This window comes from Pseudomonas sp. PD9R, assembly GCF_019200975.1.
Classification (GTDB): Bacteria; Pseudomonadota; Gammaproteobacteria; order Pseudomonadales; family Pseudomonadaceae; genus Aquipseudomonas.
In genome coordinates, this window is the sequence record NZ_JAHTMR010000012.1 from 79285 (window position 1) to 95736 (window position 16452).

At 58.2% G+C, this 16452-nt stretch carries 12 protein-coding genes; 6 read left to right on the top strand and 6 right to left on the bottom strand.

Translation table 11 applies throughout. The annotated features are described in order from the left end of the window. Positions 1-4: 4 nt before the first annotated feature. Both KUF73_RS21720 and KUF73_RS21725 read left to right on the top strand, forming a co-directional pair. Positions 5-3646: a transporter substrate-binding domain-containing protein gene (locus KUF73_RS21720; RefSeq protein WP_218440081.1), complete on the top strand. Its 3642-nt coding sequence runs from the start codon at positions 5-7 to the stop codon at positions 3644-3646. A 48-nt stretch (positions 3647-3694) separates the two neighbouring features. Beyond that, on the top strand, positions 3695-6640 hold the full coding sequence (locus KUF73_RS21725; RefSeq protein WP_218440082.1) for an HD domain-containing phosphohydrolase: 2946 nt from the start codon (positions 3695-3697) through the stop codon (positions 6638-6640). Here KUF73_RS21725 and KUF73_RS21730 read toward each other — a convergent pair whose 3' ends face one another. Together KUF73_RS21730 and KUF73_RS21735 are read right to left on the bottom strand one after the other, a co-directional pair. Continuing rightward, positions 6641-7123: a GAF domain-containing protein gene (locus KUF73_RS21730; protein ID WP_218440083.1), complete on the bottom strand. Its 483-nt coding sequence runs from the start codon at positions 7121-7123 to the stop codon at positions 6641-6643. Then, positions 7120-8010: an ATP-binding protein gene (locus KUF73_RS21735; RefSeq protein ID WP_218440084.1), complete on the bottom strand. Its 891-nt coding sequence runs from the start codon at positions 8008-8010 to the stop codon at positions 7120-7122. The genes KUF73_RS21730 and KUF73_RS21735 overlap by 4 nt, the downstream gene beginning before the upstream one ends. Positions 8011-8175: 165 nt before the next feature. Here KUF73_RS21735 and KUF73_RS21740 point away from each other — a divergent pair, with 165 nt between their 5' ends. Continuing rightward, the gene (locus KUF73_RS21740) at positions 8176-10497 is read left to right on the top strand and encodes a response regulator (protein ID WP_305516110.1); all 2322 of its coding nucleotides are present in this window, start codon (positions 8176-8178) and stop codon (positions 10495-10497) included. On the opposite strand, the gene KUF73_RS21745 is transcribed toward KUF73_RS21740, so the two are convergent. The 3 genes from KUF73_RS21745 to msrB all read right to left on the bottom strand — a co-directional run bounded on the left by KUF73_RS21745 (position 10481) and on the right by msrB (position 12018). After that, entirely contained in the window at positions 10481-10942 is a 462-nt protein-coding gene (locus tag KUF73_RS21745; protein ID WP_218440086.1) for a MarR family winged helix-turn-helix transcriptional regulator, read from the bottom strand. The genes KUF73_RS21740 and KUF73_RS21745 overlap by 17 nt on opposite strands. Continuing rightward, positions 10939-11424 carry a glutathione peroxidase gene (locus KUF73_RS21750; RefSeq protein ID WP_074878825.1) on the bottom strand — a complete coding sequence of 162 codons (486 nt, stop codon included), beginning with the start codon at positions 11422-11424 and terminating at the stop codon, positions 10939-10941. Before KUF73_RS21750 ends, KUF73_RS21745 begins: the two co-directional genes overlap by 4 nt. Positions 11425-11622: 198 nt before the next feature. After that, positions 11623-12018, bottom strand: coding sequence for a peptide-methionine (R)-S-oxide reductase MsrB (gene msrB / locus KUF73_RS21755; protein ID WP_218440087.1), 396 nt, complete (start codon positions 12016-12018; stop codon positions 11623-11625). Between the two features lie 226 nt (positions 12019-12244). Here msrB and KUF73_RS21760 point away from each other — a divergent pair, with 226 nt between their 5' ends. Together KUF73_RS21760 and htpX are read left to right on the top strand one after the other, a co-directional pair. After that, positions 12245-13456: a pyridoxal phosphate-dependent aminotransferase gene (locus KUF73_RS21760; protein ID WP_128608285.1), complete on the top strand. Its 1212-nt coding sequence runs from the start codon at positions 12245-12247 to the stop codon at positions 13454-13456. A 316-nt stretch (positions 13457-13772) separates the two neighbouring features. Then, positions 13773-14663 carry a protease HtpX gene (gene htpX, locus KUF73_RS21765; protein ID WP_218440088.1) on the top strand — a complete coding sequence of 297 codons (891 nt, stop codon included), beginning with the start codon at positions 13773-13775 and terminating at the stop codon, positions 14661-14663. A gap of 145 nt (positions 14664-14808) precedes the next feature. Here the strand turns inward: htpX and KUF73_RS21770 are convergent, their stop codons facing one another. Next, positions 14809-15462, bottom strand: a complete 654-nt coding sequence (locus KUF73_RS21770) for a thiopurine S-methyltransferase (protein WP_218440213.1) — start codon at positions 15460-15462, stop codon at positions 14809-14811. Positions 15463-15565: 103 nt separating this feature from the next. Here KUF73_RS21770 and KUF73_RS21775 point away from each other — a divergent pair, with 103 nt between their 5' ends. Beyond that, positions 15566-16333, top strand: a complete 768-nt coding sequence (locus tag KUF73_RS21775; RefSeq protein WP_218440089.1) for a class III extradiol ring-cleavage dioxygenase — start codon at positions 15566-15568, stop codon at positions 16331-16333. Positions 16334-16452: the final 119 nt, after the last annotated feature.

A 16452-nucleotide genomic window follows, 5' to 3' on the forward strand; every position in this document is an offset into this window, starting at 1 on the left:
CAGGATGCCCAGTCGTTTAACGGATTATCTGATACTCATGGCCGCTGGCTTATGCTTGAGCACCTCATTGCTTGCGGCGCAGAGCGTTGAAAATTACGCCTTGCTCAGTCGCTCGACGGCCGGGCATCTGGAAGTCCAACTGGATAAATCACAACGACAATGGCTCAAGAAGAAACATGAGTTGATCCTGGGTGCCTCAGCGCCGGATTACCCCCCCTTCGACCTGACCCTCAGTGGCCATGATTACGAAGGTTTCACCGCCGATTACGCGGGCATCCTTGGCAAAGCCACCGACTTGCCCATCAAGGTCCGGCGCTTCGCTTCCCGGGGAGCGGCGATCGAGGCGCTCGAAAACGGTGAGGTCGACCTGCTCGGTACTGCCAATGGCTTCGAGGCGCGCAATGCCGGCATCGTGCTGTCGACCCCCTATGCCGTGGACCAACCCGTTCTGGTAACACGCGAAGGGGAAACCAGATCCCTGACCGATGGTCTTGCCGGCCTGCGACTGAGCATGGTGTATCACTACCTGCCGCTGGAGGAGGTCAAGGCCTTGTACCCGAAGGCGACCATCACGTCCTATCCGTCCTACCAGAATGCGATCAATGCGGTAGCCTTCGATCAGGCTGACGTGTTTCTCGGCGATACCATTTCTACCCATTACATGATCAACAAGGGCTACCTGAACAACATCCGCATGGCCAGCTTCGGCAAACACGAAGCCCACGGTTTCAGTTTCGCGGTGCACAAGAACAACCCGGAACTGCTCGGCATCATCAATGCCATGCTCATGGCCGTCCCTGTCAGCGAACGGGAAAACATCGCCAAACGCTGGAGTGCCGGTAGCGACATTCTGCTCACTGATCACAAACTGGAACTCAGTTACGGAGAAGAACGCTGGCTGGCCCAACATCCGGTAGTGCGCGTAGTGGTCAATGAGGCACTCGCGCCACTGACGTTTTTCGACAGCGGCGGCAACTTTCGCGGGGTTGCCGCGGATTTACTTGAGCTGATCAGATTGCGCACAGGCTTGCGGTTCGACATCCAGCGAAGCCGTAGCGACAGCGACATGATCCAGCAAATCAAAAGCAACCAGGCGGACCTGATCGCCGCGCTGCTCCCAAGCGCACAGCGGGACACGCTGCTGAATTTCAGTCGGCCCTACCTGCAAAATTCGAATGTCCTGCTGACGCGAAAAGCGCCGGACAGCCCCACCAATCTGACGCAACTCCAGGGCAAGCGCCTGGCCATCGCCCAAGGCAATCCGCTGATGGATTATCTGCGCAGTGAATTCCCGAAGATAAAACTTATCGAAACCCCGGATACGTTCAGCGCCGTAGAGATGCTTGCCGAGGGTCAGGCAGAAGGTGCCGTAAATTCTCTGGTAATCGCCAACTACTTCATCTCATCGCGACTTTTCGAACATTCCCTCCAGATCAGCACCACCATCGGCACCGAGCAGGCGGCTTTCTCCCTGGCCACCGGACGGGACGCCAAGGAACTCAATGACATCCTCAACAAGGCGCTACTGAGCATCGCGCCAGAAGAGCTGGGCATTATCAACAGCCGCTGGCGTGGCTATTCGGCGTCCTCGCAGAACACGTGGCGCAATTATCATCGGCTGTTCTATCAAATCGTCATTGGCGCTGGTGTGCTCCTGATGATTTCCGTGGCCTGGAATGCGTACATGCGGCGCCAGATCAACCAACGCAAAGCAGCCGAGCGGGCGCTGAACGATCAATTCGAATTCATGCGCTCACTGGTTAACGGCACGCCGCACCCGATCTATGTGCGTGATCGCCAAGGCCTGCTGCAAAGCTGCAATGACAGTTATCTGCAAGCCTTCTGTGCGAAACGCGAAGACGTCATCGGTAAAAGTGTCATGCAGGGCACCATGAGCAACGCCTTTGAAGCCCGGGAATATCAGGCCGATTACCAGCGCGTCGTGGCTGAGGGCAAGCCGCTGATTCTTGACCGTGCACTGCATATCGGTGGCCGTCGATTGACGATCTACCACTGGATTCTTCCCTACCGTGACTCAAGCGGTGAAGTGCAAGGCATCATCGGCGGCTGGATCGACATCAGCGAACGGCGGCAACTGTTCGATGACCTGCGCTGTGCGAAAGAGCGCGCCGATGAAGCCAATCGGGCCAAAAGCACGTTTCTGGCGACCATGAGCCATGAGATCCGCACCCCGATGAATGCGGTGATCGGCATGCTCGAACTGACGCTCAAGCGTATCGAACATGAGCACCCGGATCGCCCCGCCATTGATGTCGCGTACCACTCGGCGAAGGACCTGTTGGAACTGATCGGCGACATTCTCGACATTGCCCGTATCGAATCCGGGCACTTGAGCCTGAGCCCCGAGCGTGTCAACCCGCGAGAAGTTGTAGCGTCAGTGGCTCGCATCTTCGATGGGTTGGCCCGGCAGAAAGAACTCGAATTGCGGCTGGAATTCAACCCGGCCGATCCACCGATCGATGTGCTGCTGGACCCGCAGCGCTTCAAGCAAGTGCTGTCCAACCTGGTCAGCAATGCCATCAAGTTTACCGAGCGGGGGCAGGTCAGGATTGTCGTCGACCTGCTCCCGACTGCCGAGCCCGCTCAGGTGCAAATGCTGTTGCAGGTAGAAGACAGCGGCATCGGGATCAGCGAGCAGGATCAGCAACGCCTGTTCGAGCCCTTCGCCCAAGCCGATAACGCCGGGCAGTCCGCCAGGGGCGGCACCGGGCTTGGCCTGGTAATCAGCCGCAGTCTATGCGAGAGGATGGGCGGCACCTTGCATCTGTGCAGTCAGCCGGGGGTCGGCACTCAAGTGCGCATTTCATTGCTGCTGCCCACATTGCCATTTGAGCCTTTGGCGGAAGTACCTGAAATGCAGATTCGCGCAGCAACAGCTTCTTTAAATGTACTGGTGGTCGATGACCACGCCGCCAATCGCTTGCTCATGTGTCAGCAACTGGAGTTTCTGGGCCATCGATTCAGCGTCGCGATGGATGGTCAGGCGGGGTTCGAGACGTGGCAAACCGACGCATTCGATCTGGTGATCGCCGACTGCAACATGCCGGTCATGAACGGCTACGAACTGGTCCGAGCCATTCGCCGACATGAACAACAGACGCAACAGCCACCGTGCACCGTTCTGGGCTTTACCGCCAACGCGCAGCCGGAAGAAATACAGCGCTGCAAACAAGCCGGAATGGACGACTGCCTGTTCAAACCCCTGACCCTGAACGCCTTGAGTCAATGGGTGGCGGGTATCGAACCCACGCCACTCACCCCGGCCTTCAGCCTTGAGGGGCTGCAAATGCTGACGGGCGGCAACCCGGCATTGAATTTGCGCTTGTTGAGCGAGCTGCTGAGCAGCAACCGCGTGGACCGGCAAGGGTTACTGGAACTGTCAGGTTCCAGCGACCCGCAGTTGTTTCTCGACATAGCCCACAAGATCAAGGGCGCTGCCCGAATCGTTCAGGCTTCGCGATTGATCGACAGCTGCGAAGCGCTCGAAACGGCCTGTCATGAGTCATTCCACGCCGACCAAGTCGCCGATTGCTGCAAGGCCATCGACCGGGCCATGCTTGAACTGGACCACGCATTGCTGCAACAAATCGGGGAAAACGACAAAAGCAGAATGACAGAGGCTTAACTATGCTTGGTCGCTGAGCAGTGTGTTAACCATCATGGAGCGACCTGCATGCCCACCCCACTGCGCCCGGATCAACGGCGGTTTCCCCTGCACGTTCATATCAGCGTGATGTTCACCCTCCTGCTGTTGCTGACCGGAGTGGTGCTGGGCATTTTCAACTATCGGCAAACCACGCAGATCATCCTGTCCAGCAGTGAAAAACTCTTCAACCGTATCGAGCAGGATGTGCGCCTGGATTTGCAGGCCACCTATGAGCCGATTCGTCATCTGTTGAGTTTGCTGGTGGACAACCCCGCAGCGCAGGCGACTGACCTTGCGCAGCGCCTGATGCTGCTCAAGCCATTCGCTCAGTCACTCAAGGACAATCCCGATCTGGCATCGCTGTACCTGGGTTATGGCAACGGTGATTTTTTCATGGTTCGGCCACTGCGAACCTCACAGCTGAAAACACTGCTCAAGGCCCCAGAGACGGCGGCGTATCAGGTGTGGAGCATCGAGAGGAACAACAGTGGCCAGGTTCACTCCCAATCACTGTTCTTTGATCAAAACCTCGCCCTGATCAGTCGCCAGGACAACCCTGACGATAGCTATGACCCGCGCAGCCGCGCCTGGTTTTCCAGCGCCAGCCACGATAACGATCAGATCACCACCGCACCCTACATCTTTTTCTCCACCCACAACGTCGGCACCACCCTCGCCCGGCGTAGTGGCGAGCAGGTCGTGATGGGCGCCGACCTGACCCTGGCCGAACTCAGCGCTACCCTGGCCAAACACGTGGTGACACCGGCTACCGAGATCGTGCTGTTCGATGCTGAGGGCAATGCCATCGCTTATCCCGACAGCAGCCGACTGATCGTCGACGATCAGACTGCTCGACTGATCAAAGCCGCCGATCTGAGTCCCAGTCTGGGTGCCCTTCTGAGCAGCCCTCCAGAAGGCAATCGCCTGAATGCTGCCGGTCGCCAATGGATTGTGGCCCGCAGCAAGATGCAGGAAGGCGGCCCCCAGGGCCTGCAACTGGCACTGCTGGTCCCGGAAGACGAGTTGCTCGCTGACGCCTATCGTATTCGCTGGCAAGGTGCGCTGATCACCTTGGCGACATTGCTGCTATGCGTGCCGCTCGGCTGGTTGACGTCGAGGCTGCTGGTCAAACCGCTGCGGGCGCTGGTACAGGAAGCGGATGCAATTCGCAGTTTCGATTTCAACTTTCCACAGTCCCCTCGCTCTCCGGTGCTTGAAGTCGACCAGTTGAGTGTTTCAATGGCGCGCATGAAAGACACCCTGGCGAGTTTCTTCCAGATCACTGAAAGCCTGAGTGCCGAGAACCGTTTTGCCCCGTTGCTGGAACGGGTGTTGTTTGAAACCGTGAAAATCGGCCAGGCCCAGGCCGGCCTGATCTACCTGCGTGAAGGTGACGGCGATCGCATGGAGCCTCAGGGGCTGGTCATCAATGACACCTCTGAAACCCTCTCGTCATTTGATATCCGTGGACACGCGCTTCAAGATTCGCAAAGCCCGGACTGGATGCGGCAGCTTTCGACGGCTGACAATGTGGTCAGCAATCTAGGGTTCGAACAAGCGGGGGATTTGCAGAAAGTGTTGCTGGCTCTGGCCTGCCCTCGTGTGCATCTGATCGGCATCCGCTTGCACAACCGTCATAACGAAACCGTGGGCCTGCTGGTGTTTCTGCTGGCCGATAGCGGTAACCAGAGCGACCTGGAAAAACTCCGTCCCGACCGCATTGCATTTCTGCAGGCTGTGTCCGGTGCAGCCGCCGTGAGTATCGAAAGCCAGCGTCTGCAAGCCCGACAAAAACAATTGTTGGATGCTTTCATAAAACTGCTGGCTGGCGCGATCGACGCCAAGAGTCCTTACACCGGAGGGCATTGTCAGCGAGTGCCAGAATTGACCTTGATGTTCGCTCAGGCCGCCGCGGCCAGTCAGGAGCCTGCGTTCAGCGGCTATCAACCGACGGAAGATGAATGGGAGGCGCTGCACATTGCCGCCTGGCTGCATGATTGCGGCAAAGTCACCACGCCGGAATACGTGGTCGATAAAGCCACGAAACTGGAAACCCTGAACGACCGGATACACGAAATTCGCACCCGCTTCGAAGTGCTCAAGCGCGATGCCTGGGTCAGCTACTGGCAAGGCATCGCCTTGGGCGGCGACGAGCGACACCTGACGCAACTGCGCAATACCACGCTGGTAGAACTGGACGATGACTTTGCCTTTATTGCCCGCTGCAATCTCGGCGGCGAAGCCATGGCGGAAGCCGACCTGCAACGCCTGCGCAGCATCGGCCAACGCACCTGGACGCGAACCCTGGACGACCGACTTGGCGTGTCTTGGGAGGAGAACCGACGGCAGGCCCGCACCCCGGCCCCGACGCTGCCGGTCAGCGAATATTTACTGAGCGACAAACCCGAGCATCTGTTCGACCGTGCCGACACCGAACTGATTGCGCCGGACAATCCTTGGGGGTTCAAACTCGATGTACCGCGCTACAAGTACAACCGCGGCGAACTCTACAACCTGAGCATTACCCGAGGCACCCTGACCAGTGAAGAGCGCTACATCATTAATCACCACATGGTGCAGACGATCTTGATGCTCAGCCACTTGCCCTTCCCCGGGCACCTGCGCAACGTCCCGGAAATCGCCGGCGGCCACCACGAAAAAATGGACGGCACCGGTTACCCCAAGCGTTTGAAGCGCGAAGACATGAGCCTGCCGGCACGAATGATGGCGATTGCCGATATTTTCGAAGCGCTGACTGCCGCCGACCGACCCTACAAGAAAGCCAAGTCCTTGAGTGAAGCGCTGAACATCATGGCCTTCATGTGCCGGGATGCCCACATCGATCCAGAATTGTTCGGGTTATTCATCAACGCACAGATCTATTTGCAGTACGCCGAACGCTTCCTGGACCCGCAACAAATCGATGCCGTGGACCCTTCAGGCCTGCTGATCAAGGCTGGCCTGAAAGCCTGATCAGCAATCGGTCAAGCGCAGGAAAATCGCCGCGAGTTGCTCGATACCGGCCTGATCCTGCGCGGTGAACCGCGCCAGTTTCGGGCTGTCGAGGTCCAGCACGCCGATCAGTCGACCGTCCTTGACCAACGGCACCACCAATTCGCTGTTCGATGCGCTGTCACAGGCGATGTGCCCAGGAAACGCATGCACGTCTTCGACCAATTGAGTCTGCAAGGCCGCCGCCGCCGCGCCGCAAACACCCCGGCCGAACGGAATCCGGACACACGCGATCTGCCCCTGGAACGGGCCAAGCACCAACTCTTCATTGCGATTGAGGTAGAAACCGGCCCAGTTCAGATCATCGAGCTGATTGAACAGGAACGCCGAAAACTGCGCAGCGTTGGCGATGAAATCACGCTCGTCCGCCAGCAGAGACTCCAGCTGCGCGTGCAGCATGCCGTAGCCTTCGAGGCCCTGGCCGCTCTTTTGTAAATCGATCATGCCTTGTGCTCCAACAGTTTCAGCCCGACCCAATAGCGGGCAAATTGATACGCGCAACGTCCGTTCCGGTTGCCGCGCCCCGTGGCCCAACGCACCGCGAGGATGTCCAGCTCTTCGGTGCGTTGCCACGTGAGGCCGGCCTTGTCGGCCAATTGCCCGATCCAGTGTTCGACGACGTTGAGGAAGTGTTCCTGGGTAAACGGATAAAACGACAGCCAGAGACCGAAACGGTCCGACAGCGCGATCTTGTCTTCCACCGCTTCGCTCGGGTGCAGCTCACCGTCGACCCGTTTCCAGTTTTCGTTATCGCTTTCTTTCTCCGGCACCAGGTGGCGACGGTTGGAAGTGGCGTACAGCAACACATTGTCCGGTGCCTGTTCGAGCGAACCGTCAAGCACGCTCTTGAGCACGCGATAGTCGCCTTCGCCGGACTCGAACGACAGGTCATCGCAAAACAACACGAAGCGTTGCGGCATCTTGGCGATCTGTTCGACCACCCTCGGCAAGTCAGCCAGGTGATCGCGTTCGATCTCGATCAGGCGCAAACCGGCTTTGGCATGCTCGGCCAGCAGCGCGCGGACCAACGACGATTTACCGGTACCGCGCGAGCCCCAGAGCAGCGCGTGATTGGCCGGCATGCCGTCGAGAAACTGTTGCGTATTGCGCCCCAGTTGTTCCACTTGCCGGTCGACGCCGATCAGGTCGGACAAACGCATGTCGAGGCTGACCTCCAGCGGCAGCAGAAAGCCGCTGCGGCCCTCGCGCTGCCAGCGCGCGGCCAGGCTTTGAGTCCAGTCGATGGCTTGCCGAGGGGCTGGCAGCAGCGGTTCGATGCGCGCCAAAACGGCATCGGCGCGTTCAAGAAAAGCATTCAATCGGGAATCCACGTCTTCTCCTCGGGCACGTTCACAGTAATGATGGCGATGCAGCGACGAAACATAGCGTTCGATGTGCGGTCAGCCCCTCGTGCAAGGGCTCGCGAGAACATCGGCATCCATGCATGATCGACTATGCTTGAGCAGCGAAGGGAAACGGAAGTGGTCCGACACTCCATGGATATCAAGTTCACCAACCGACTGTCTTACAAGCAAGCGCGGCTTACCGTGCTGGTCGGTTTCATTCTGGGCATGCTGCTCAGCCTGCTGCAAATAGGCATCGATTATGCCAGTGAAGACGCCTCCATCAACCGTGAAATACAGTCTTTGCTGCAAATCAGCCACAACCCCGCCTCACGCATCGCCTACAACATCGACGCCGAACTCGCTCAGGAACTGACTCTGGGCCTGCTGCGCTCCCCCGCGGTCATCGGCGCGAAACTGACCGACAACAACGGCAATGTGCTGGCCAATGTCAGACGCCCGAGCCTGCAAAGCGGCTATCGAATGCTCAGCGACTTCCTGTTCGGTGCCGACCGACAGTTCGAAGACCGCTTGTATCTGGATCACTTACCCAACGAATCCCTCGGCACGCTGCAACTGGACGTCGACACTTACGCCTTCGGCTATCGGTTCCTGCGCCGAGCCGAAGTGACTTTGCTCAACGGTTTCGCGCGCAGCCTGATCCTGACGGGCATCCTGCTGGCGCTGTTCTATGTGATGCTGACCAAACCCTTGGTGCGCCTGATCCGCGAACTGAGTGGCCGCGATTCGCGCAGCATGGAGCCGACGTCACTGGAATGTCCTGCGGGGCACACCTTTGATGAAATCGGCGTGCTGGTCAAAGTCGCCAACCAGCAGTTCGAAAATGTCGCCACCGAAATCCAGCAACGACGCAACGCCGAAAACCGCCTGACCGACTACCTCGGCCAACTGGAAAACATCGTCTCGGCCCGCACGACCGAACTCAAGGCGATCAACACCCGGCTCAGTCAATCCAACCAGGAACTGGAGGTCGCGCGTAGCACCGCCCTGGACATGGCCGAAGCCCGTTCGGTGTTCCTGGCCAATATGAGCCATGAAATTCGCACCCCGCTCAATGGCTTGCTCGGGATGATCGCGCTGTCCCTCGACGGCCCGTTGAGTCCCGAGCAACAGCAACAACTCTCCATCGCCCATGACTCGGGCAAAGTGCTCGTGGAACTGCTCAACGATATTCTTGATCTGTCGAAATTCGATGCCGGTCAGCTTGAACTCGAACACATTCCGTTCGATCTTGGCTCGCTGGTGGAAGACACCGCCAACCTGCTGTCGCAGAACGCCGCACCGAGTGTCGAGCTGACTTGCCTGATTGATCCGCACTTTCCCGCGCTGGTACTTGGTGATCCGACCCGGGTCCGGCAAATCGTCAGCAACCTGCTGTCCAATGCCCTCAAGTTCACTCGCTTCGGTCGCGTCGACGTACGCCTTTCAACGTTTGGCGATGGCATCAGGATCGAAGTCTGTGACACCGGCATCGGCATCCCGCAGGACGCACAGGTCAAGATTTTCCAGCCTTTCACCCAGGCCGGTGCCGGCATTACCCGGCAGTTCGGCGGCACCGGGTTGGGCCTGGCCCTGACCTACAACCTTTGCGAAGCCATGCAAGGGCGCCTCACCATCAGTTCGGAAGCAGGTTTTGGCAGCCAGTTCTGCGCCGAACTGCCGCTTCCTCGCCACACCCGCGCACTTGCCGCGCCTTCGTTGCAAGGCCGGGTGATCGCCATCACTGCGGCCAGCAGCGGTTTGGCCGAACTGCTGAGCAGCGTGTTGCCCGTGTGGGGGCTGGATTATCAACAGCGATCCATTGATGACCCATTGATCGGCCTGAAGCCCGATATGCTGATCACCGATTGCCCGGAATGCTTGTTCAACCTGCGCCCTGCTTTCACCGCGCCGGTTCTGCTGGTGACCGCTTACGGCAGTTTCATGCCCGGCGAACAGGTCAGCGCCCTTGCCCCTCTTCAACAACAGGCACGCCCGCTGGCACGCAACGCGCTGTACCAAACGTTGCGGCGAATCCTGCAGCCAGAAACCAACACCCTCAACGATACCCCGATCGACACCCTATCCCCGCAGCGACGCGGGCGGGTGTTGCTGGTCGAGGACAACCCGGTCAACCAACTGGTGGCCAAGGGCATGCTCGGCAAACTCGGCTGCGACGTCACCGTCGCCGCGCACGGTGCCGAGGCGCTGGATCAGCTTGAACACAAAGAATTCGATCTGGTACTGATGGACTGCAACATGCCGGTGATGGATGGCTATGAAGCCAGTCGTCAAATACGCCGCAGCGGACGCTGGCCACAACTCCCCATCGTCGCCCTGACCGCCAACGCCATGTCCGAAGAACGCGAGCGTTGTCGTGCGGCGGGCATGAGCGACTACCTGGCCAAACCCTTTCGCCGGGAAGAACTGGCTGCGCTACTGGACGTGTGGATACCCGTTACGACAGCGCCTTGATTTGCCCCAACAAGTGATCGAGGCCATCGCGCAATTCATTCAGTCGATTGAGATCCACGCCGCTGTCGCACAATAGACGCGCTTTCAACGGCCCGACCTGATCGCGCAAGGCCTGACCGGCCGGCGACAGGCTCAGGTGCACCTCACGTTCATCTCGCGCCGAACGCTGACGCTGAACCAGTTGCAACTGCTCAAGACGCTTGAGCAACGGCGTCAACGTGCCGGAATCCAGTGCAAGGCGTTCGCCCAGCGCCTTGACCGTTGGCTGCTCTGGTGCCGACTCCTGCCATTCCCACAACACCAGCATCGCCAGGTACTGCGGGTACGTCAGGCCCAACTGATCAAGCATCGGCTTGTAAGCACGGATTACCGCCCGGGAAGCCGCGTACAGCTTGAAGCAGAGCTGGCTGTCGAGGTTCAGGGAGTCGACGGACAAGGTGTTCATTTGAGCAGGGCTTCGATCTCGCGGCTCAGGTCCTGCGGCTTGGTCGCCGGGGCGAAGCGCTTGACCAACTGGCCGTCCTTGCCGATCAGGAACTTGGTGAAGTTCCACTTGATGCCCTGTGAACCGAGCACGCCCGGCGCGCGCTTTTTCAACTGCACGAACAGCGGATGAGCGCCGGCGCCATTGACTTCAATTTTTTTGAACAGCGGGAAACTGACACCGAAATTCAGCTCGCAGAATTCGGAAATCGCCCCCTCGTTGCCTGGTTCCTGCTTGCCGAATTGATTGCAGGGAAAGCCGAGCACCACCAGGCCCTGATCCTTGTAGGTCTGCCACAGTTCTTCGAGGCCTTTGTATTGCGGGGTGAAACCGCATTTGCTGGCGGTGTTGACCACCAGCACGGCTTTGCCGGCGAAGTCCGCCAGGGTCTTTTGCTCGCCCTTGATGGTGGTGCAAGGAATGCTCAGCAGGTTGTCGCTCATGATTTTGACTCTAGATGTAAGAAGATGAGACAAAGGTAGAGTGCAATTGAATTGTGTGCAATTTAAATAATCGAACCCCGACACGCGGCACCCAAAAATGTAGGAGCTGCCGAAGGCTGCGATCTTTTGATCCTGATCTTAATCTTAAAAAACAAGATCAAAAGATCGCAGCCTTCGGCAGCTCCTGCAGGGCTCGCATTACTCGCGAGGCACGAGGTCCAGGCACACCGAGTTGATGCAGTAGCGCAACCCGGTTGGCGGCGGGCCGTCCGGGAACACATGCCCCAGGTGCGCATCGCATTTGGCGCAGACTACTTCTGTGCGGATCATGCCGTGGCTGACGTCACGAATCTCGGTCATGGCGCTGTCGCCGATCGGTGCGTAGAAACTCGGCCAGCCGCAGCCGGAATCAAACTTGGTCCTGGAATCGAACAACGGTTCGTTGCAGCAGATGCAGTGATACACACCGTCAGTCTTGGTGCCGTTGTATTTGCCGGAGAACGGGCGTTCGGTGCCTTTGAGCCGGCACACGTTGTATTGCTCTGGATCGAGCATCGCTTTCCATTCTTCCAGGGATTTCTCCAACTTTTCCATCGTCACACCTCGGCAGCTGAAAAAGCCCGATCTGTACCTTTTCCACGGATCGGGCGGCACGTATGATTGCGCCTCGTCAAACGCCAGTCTGGCAGCCAGACCACGCGCATTCAAACGGATTTATGGGTGCTGCCTCTCAAGGCGTCAGGCCTGTGTGATTACGCAGGATTCCCAGTACGGTTGTTCACACGCCGCCTGGATCGTTCATTTTCGGGAACACATCGCCATGCAGGTCAGCAAATCGAACAAGCTCGCCAACGTCTGCTACGACATTCGCGGCCCAGTGCTCAAGCACGCCAAACGCCTGGAAGAGGAAGGCCATCGCATCCTCAAGCTGAACATCGGCAACCCGGCACCCTTTGGTTTCGAAGCGCCGGACGAAATCCTCCAGGATGTGATCCGCAATCTGCCGACCGCTCAGGGCTACAGTGACTCCAAGGGCCTGTTCAGCGCGCGCAAAGCCGTCATGCAGTACTACCAGCAAAAGCAGGTAGAAGGCGTCGGCATTGAAGACATCTATCTGGGCAACGGCGTTTCCGAGCTGATCGTGATGTCGATGCAGGCCCTGCTCAACAACGGCGACGAAGTGCTGGTCCCGGCTCCCGACTACCCGCTGTGGACCGCTGCGGTCAGCCTGTCGGGCGGCAACCCTGTGCATTACCTGTGCGACGAGCAGGCCAACTGGTGGCCTGACCTGGCCGACATCAAGGCAAAAATCACCCCGAACACCAAGGCACTGGTGATCATCAATCCGAACAACCCGACCGGCGCGGTGTATTCGAAAGAAGTTCTGCTGGGCATGCTGGAACTGGCTCGCCAGCACAATCTCGTGGTGTTCTCTGACGAGATCTACGACAAGATCCTTTACGACGATGCCGTGCACATCTGCACCGCTTCCCTGGCGCCTGATTTGTTGTGCCTGACCTTCAACGGCCTGTCCAAGTCCTACCGCGTGGCCGGTTTCCGTTCCGGCTGGATCGCCATTTCCGGCCCGAAACACCACGCCCAGAGCTACATCGAAGGCATCGACATGCTGGCCAACATGCGCCTGTGTGCCAACGTGCCGAGCCAGCACGCGATCCAGACCGCGCTGGGCGGATATCAGAGCATCAATGACCTGGTGCTGCCGGCGGGGCGCTTGCTGGAACAGCGCAACCGCACCTGGGAACTGCTCAATGACATTCCGGGCGTGAGCTGTGTCAAGCCGATGGGCGCTTTGTACGCATTCCCGCGCATCGACCCGAAAGTCTGCCCGATCCACAACGACGAGAAGTTCGTCCTCGACCTGCTGCTCTCCGAGAAGCTGCTGGTGGTTCAGGGCACTGCTTTCAACTGGCCATGGCCGGACCATTTCCGCGTCGTGACCCTGCCGCGTGTCGATGACCTGGACATGGCCATAGGGCGCATCGGCAACTTCCTCAAATCCTATCGCCAGTAAGCGGATATTCACCGTGCGACGCAGCTATGAGTCGCACGGTGATTCATTCAGCAACACATGCTTGTGCCCTTCCGCTCATCGCGGCTTCAATCCCTCGCCGGTAACACCTTGCTCGCTCTCGTCTAGCAATGGCGGGACTTGTGACAGCCATTGGCCTACATACGCTTCCGGATTCAGCATCGGAAATGTCCTGCGAACAGCTAAGCTGTTGCCGTAGGACACAGTTTGAAATAGTCACTTGGTTGAATACCCCGGTGCAGCACCTTATATACCCCGCAGTACGCTACATCTTTAGCAAAAGGAGATTTCTACAACCATGATGCGCATCCTGCTGTTTTTGGCCACTAACCTGGCGGTCGTGCTGATTGCCAGCATCACCCTGAGCCTTTTCGGCTTCAACGGGTTCATGGCGGCCAATGGGGTTGATCTCAACCTCAATCAGCTGCTGATTTTCTGTGCGGTCTTTGGTTTCGCCGGTTCGCTGTTCTCGCTGTTCATCTCCAAGTGGATGGCGAAGATGAGCACCAGCACCCAGATCATCACTCAGCCACGCACTCGTCACGAGCAATGGCTGCTGCAAACGGTCGAGCAACTGTCGCGTGAAGCCGGGATCAAGATGCCCGAAGTCGGGATTTTCCCGGCCTACGAAGCGAACGCCTTCGCCACCGGCTGGAACAAGAACGATGCATTGGTCGCGGTCAGTCAGGGCTTGCTCGAGCGTTTCTCGCCCGATGAAGTGAAAGCCGTTCTGGCCCATGAAATCGGCCACGTGGCCAATGGCGACATGGTCACCCTGGCGTTGATCCAGGGCGTGGTGAACACCTTCGTGATGTTCTTCGCACGGATCATCGGTAACTTTGTCGACAAGGTGATCTTCAAGAACGAAGAAGGCCAGGGCATTGCCTACTACGTGGCGACCATCTTCGCCGAACTGGTTCTGGGTATCCTGGCCAGCTCCATCGTCATGTGGTTTTCGCGCAAACGCGAATTCCGCGCCGACGAAGCCGGTGCACGCCTGGCCGGTACTGCCGCGATGATCGGCGCCCTGCAACGCCTGCGGGCAGAACAAGGGCTGCCGGTGCACATGCCGGACACCCTGAACGCCTTCGGCATCAACGGTGGCATCAAACAGGGCTTCGCCCGCATGTTCATGAGCCACCCGCCGCTGGAAGAGCGCATCGACGCACTGGCTCGTCGTCGCGGCTGATTGTTCTTGGGGCAATAAAAAATGGGGCGATCTGATCGCCCCATTTTTTTGCCACAAAGTCAAAAGATCGCAGCCTTCGGCTCCTCCTACAGGTGTACACATGCCGTGTAGGAGCTGCCGAAGGCTGCGATCTTTTGTGCTCACATCAGCTCAACAAGCGATACACCCGCTCCTCAAGCCGCGTGACACCTGCCTCCAGAAACTTCCCGCTCTCGCTCAGCACATCCTGATCCTCCAGAATCTTCAATGCCCACGAAGCCCCAAACAATCGCTGCACATCTTCATCCAGTACAGCAAACGGCGGGCCATCCATTTGCGCCTGATCGTAGTCCAGGGTGATCAACAACCCAAGCGAGTCCTTTGGCAATATCCGCTTCAAATGTTCGGCATATTGATCCCGCATCTTCGGCGGCAGTGCGATCAACGCGGCACGATCATAAAGCGCGGAACAATCGGCGACATCGCCCGCCGTCAACTCAAAGAAATCACCGCACCAGATTTCAATGGAACCTGCCCGGTAGACTTTAAAAGGCCCTTGCTCGCTAACGGCCGGGTCAAAATGATGCTCACTGAAGAAATCTTCAACGGCCTTTTCCGACAGCTCGATGCCCAATACCTCATGACCCTGATGAGCAAGCCATAACAAATCCAGACTTTTCCCGCACAACGGCACCAGCACCCGAGCGCCCTCTTCCACCCCTAACGCCGGCCAGAACCTTTGCAGGTGAGGGTTTACTTGCGGCAGGTGGAAGCCGATCTGATTCGACGCCCACTTCTTGTGCCAAAACTCCGGCTGCATAAATAACCCCGAAAATTCGATCAAAACACCCTAAAACTTATATTAGATTTAGATCAATGATCTGACTGAAGATGGTGCCATCTTAACTCTCAGGAGCTCATTCATGTTCCCCAGCCTGTACATATCCCATGGCTCCCCGATGCTGGCCCTCGAACCCGGCGCCAGCGGACCGGCCTTGGCTCGCCTGGCGGCAGAGTTGCCGAAACCGAAAGCCATCGTGATTGTCTCTGCGCATTGGGAAAGCAATGAACTGCTGGTTAGCGGCAACCCTAGACCTGACACATGGCACGACTTCGGCGGCTTTCCAAAGGCGCTGTTCGAAGTGCAATACCCGGCGCCCGGCGATCCTCAGCTGGCGGCCCAGGTTTTGGAATTATTGAACGCTAACAACCTGACAGCGCGCATCGACGCCCAGCGGCCGTTCGACCACGGTGTCTGGGTGCCCTTGTCGTTGATGTATCCGCAAGCCGACATTCCAGTTGTGCAGGTCTCACTGCCGACCCGCGGCGGCCCTGCCCTGCAAACCCGTGTCGGCCATGCCCTGGCCAGCCTGCGCGAACACGGCGTGCTGTTGATTGGCTCTGGCAGCATCACCCACAACCTGCGGGAGCTGGATTGGCACGCCGGCCCTGAAAGTGTTGAGCCGTGGGCGAAAGTGTTCCGCGACTGGATGATCGAGAAGCTTTCGAGCAACGATGAAGCGGCTTTGCACGATTATCGCCAGCAAGCCCCGAATGCCGTGCGCAACCATCCCAGCGATGAACATTTGCTGCCGCTGTACTTTGCCCGCAGTGCTGGGGGTAAATTCAGTGTCGCTCATCAAGGGTTCACAATGGGGGCGCTGGGGATGGACATTTATCGATTTGGGTGATGGAAAGATCAACAGATCGCAGCCTTCGGCAGCTCATACAGAAGAATTCGATCTTTTTTATGGACAAAAAAATCCCCGAACCAGTCGGGGATTTTTTATGTTCGATCAATCAGCCCGAG

Excerpts from the sequence above, each read along its gene's own strand:
- KUF73_RS21720 (WP_218440081.1), top strand. The coding sequence starts at position 5 with ATGCCCAGTCGTTTAACGGATTATCTGATACTCATGGCCGCTGGCTTA.
- KUF73_RS21725 (WP_218440082.1), top strand. The coding sequence starts at position 3,695 with ATGCCCACCCCACTGCGCCCGGATCAACGGCGGTTTCCCCTGCACGTT.
- KUF73_RS21730 (WP_218440083.1), bottom strand. The coding sequence starts at position 7,123 with ATGATCGATTTACAAAAGAGCGGCCAGGGCCTCGAAGGCTACGGCATG.
- KUF73_RS21740 (WP_305516110.1), top strand. The coding sequence starts at position 8,176 with ATGGATATCAAGTTCACCAACCGACTGTCTTACAAGCAAGCGCGGCTT.
- KUF73_RS21745 (WP_218440086.1), bottom strand. The coding sequence starts at position 10,942 with ATGAACACCTTGTCCGTCGACTCCCTGAACCTCGACAGCCAGCTCTGC.
- KUF73_RS21750 (WP_074878825.1), bottom strand. The coding sequence starts at position 11,424 with ATGAGCGACAACCTGCTGAGCATTCCTTGCACCACCATCAAGGGCGAG.
- msrB (WP_218440087.1), bottom strand. The coding sequence starts at position 12,018 with ATGGAAAAGTTGGAGAAATCCCTGGAAGAATGGAAAGCGATGCTCGAT.
- KUF73_RS21760 (WP_128608285.1), top strand. The coding sequence starts at position 12,245 with ATGCAGGTCAGCAAATCGAACAAGCTCGCCAACGTCTGCTACGACATT.
- htpX (WP_218440088.1), top strand. The coding sequence starts at position 13,773 with ATGATGCGCATCCTGCTGTTTTTGGCCACTAACCTGGCGGTCGTGCTG.
- KUF73_RS21770 (WP_218440213.1), bottom strand. The coding sequence starts at position 15,462 with ATGCAGCCGGAGTTTTGGCACAAGAAGTGGGCGTCGAATCAGATCGGC.
- KUF73_RS21775 (WP_218440089.1), top strand. The coding sequence starts at position 15,566 with ATGTTCCCCAGCCTGTACATATCCCATGGCTCCCCGATGCTGGCCCTC.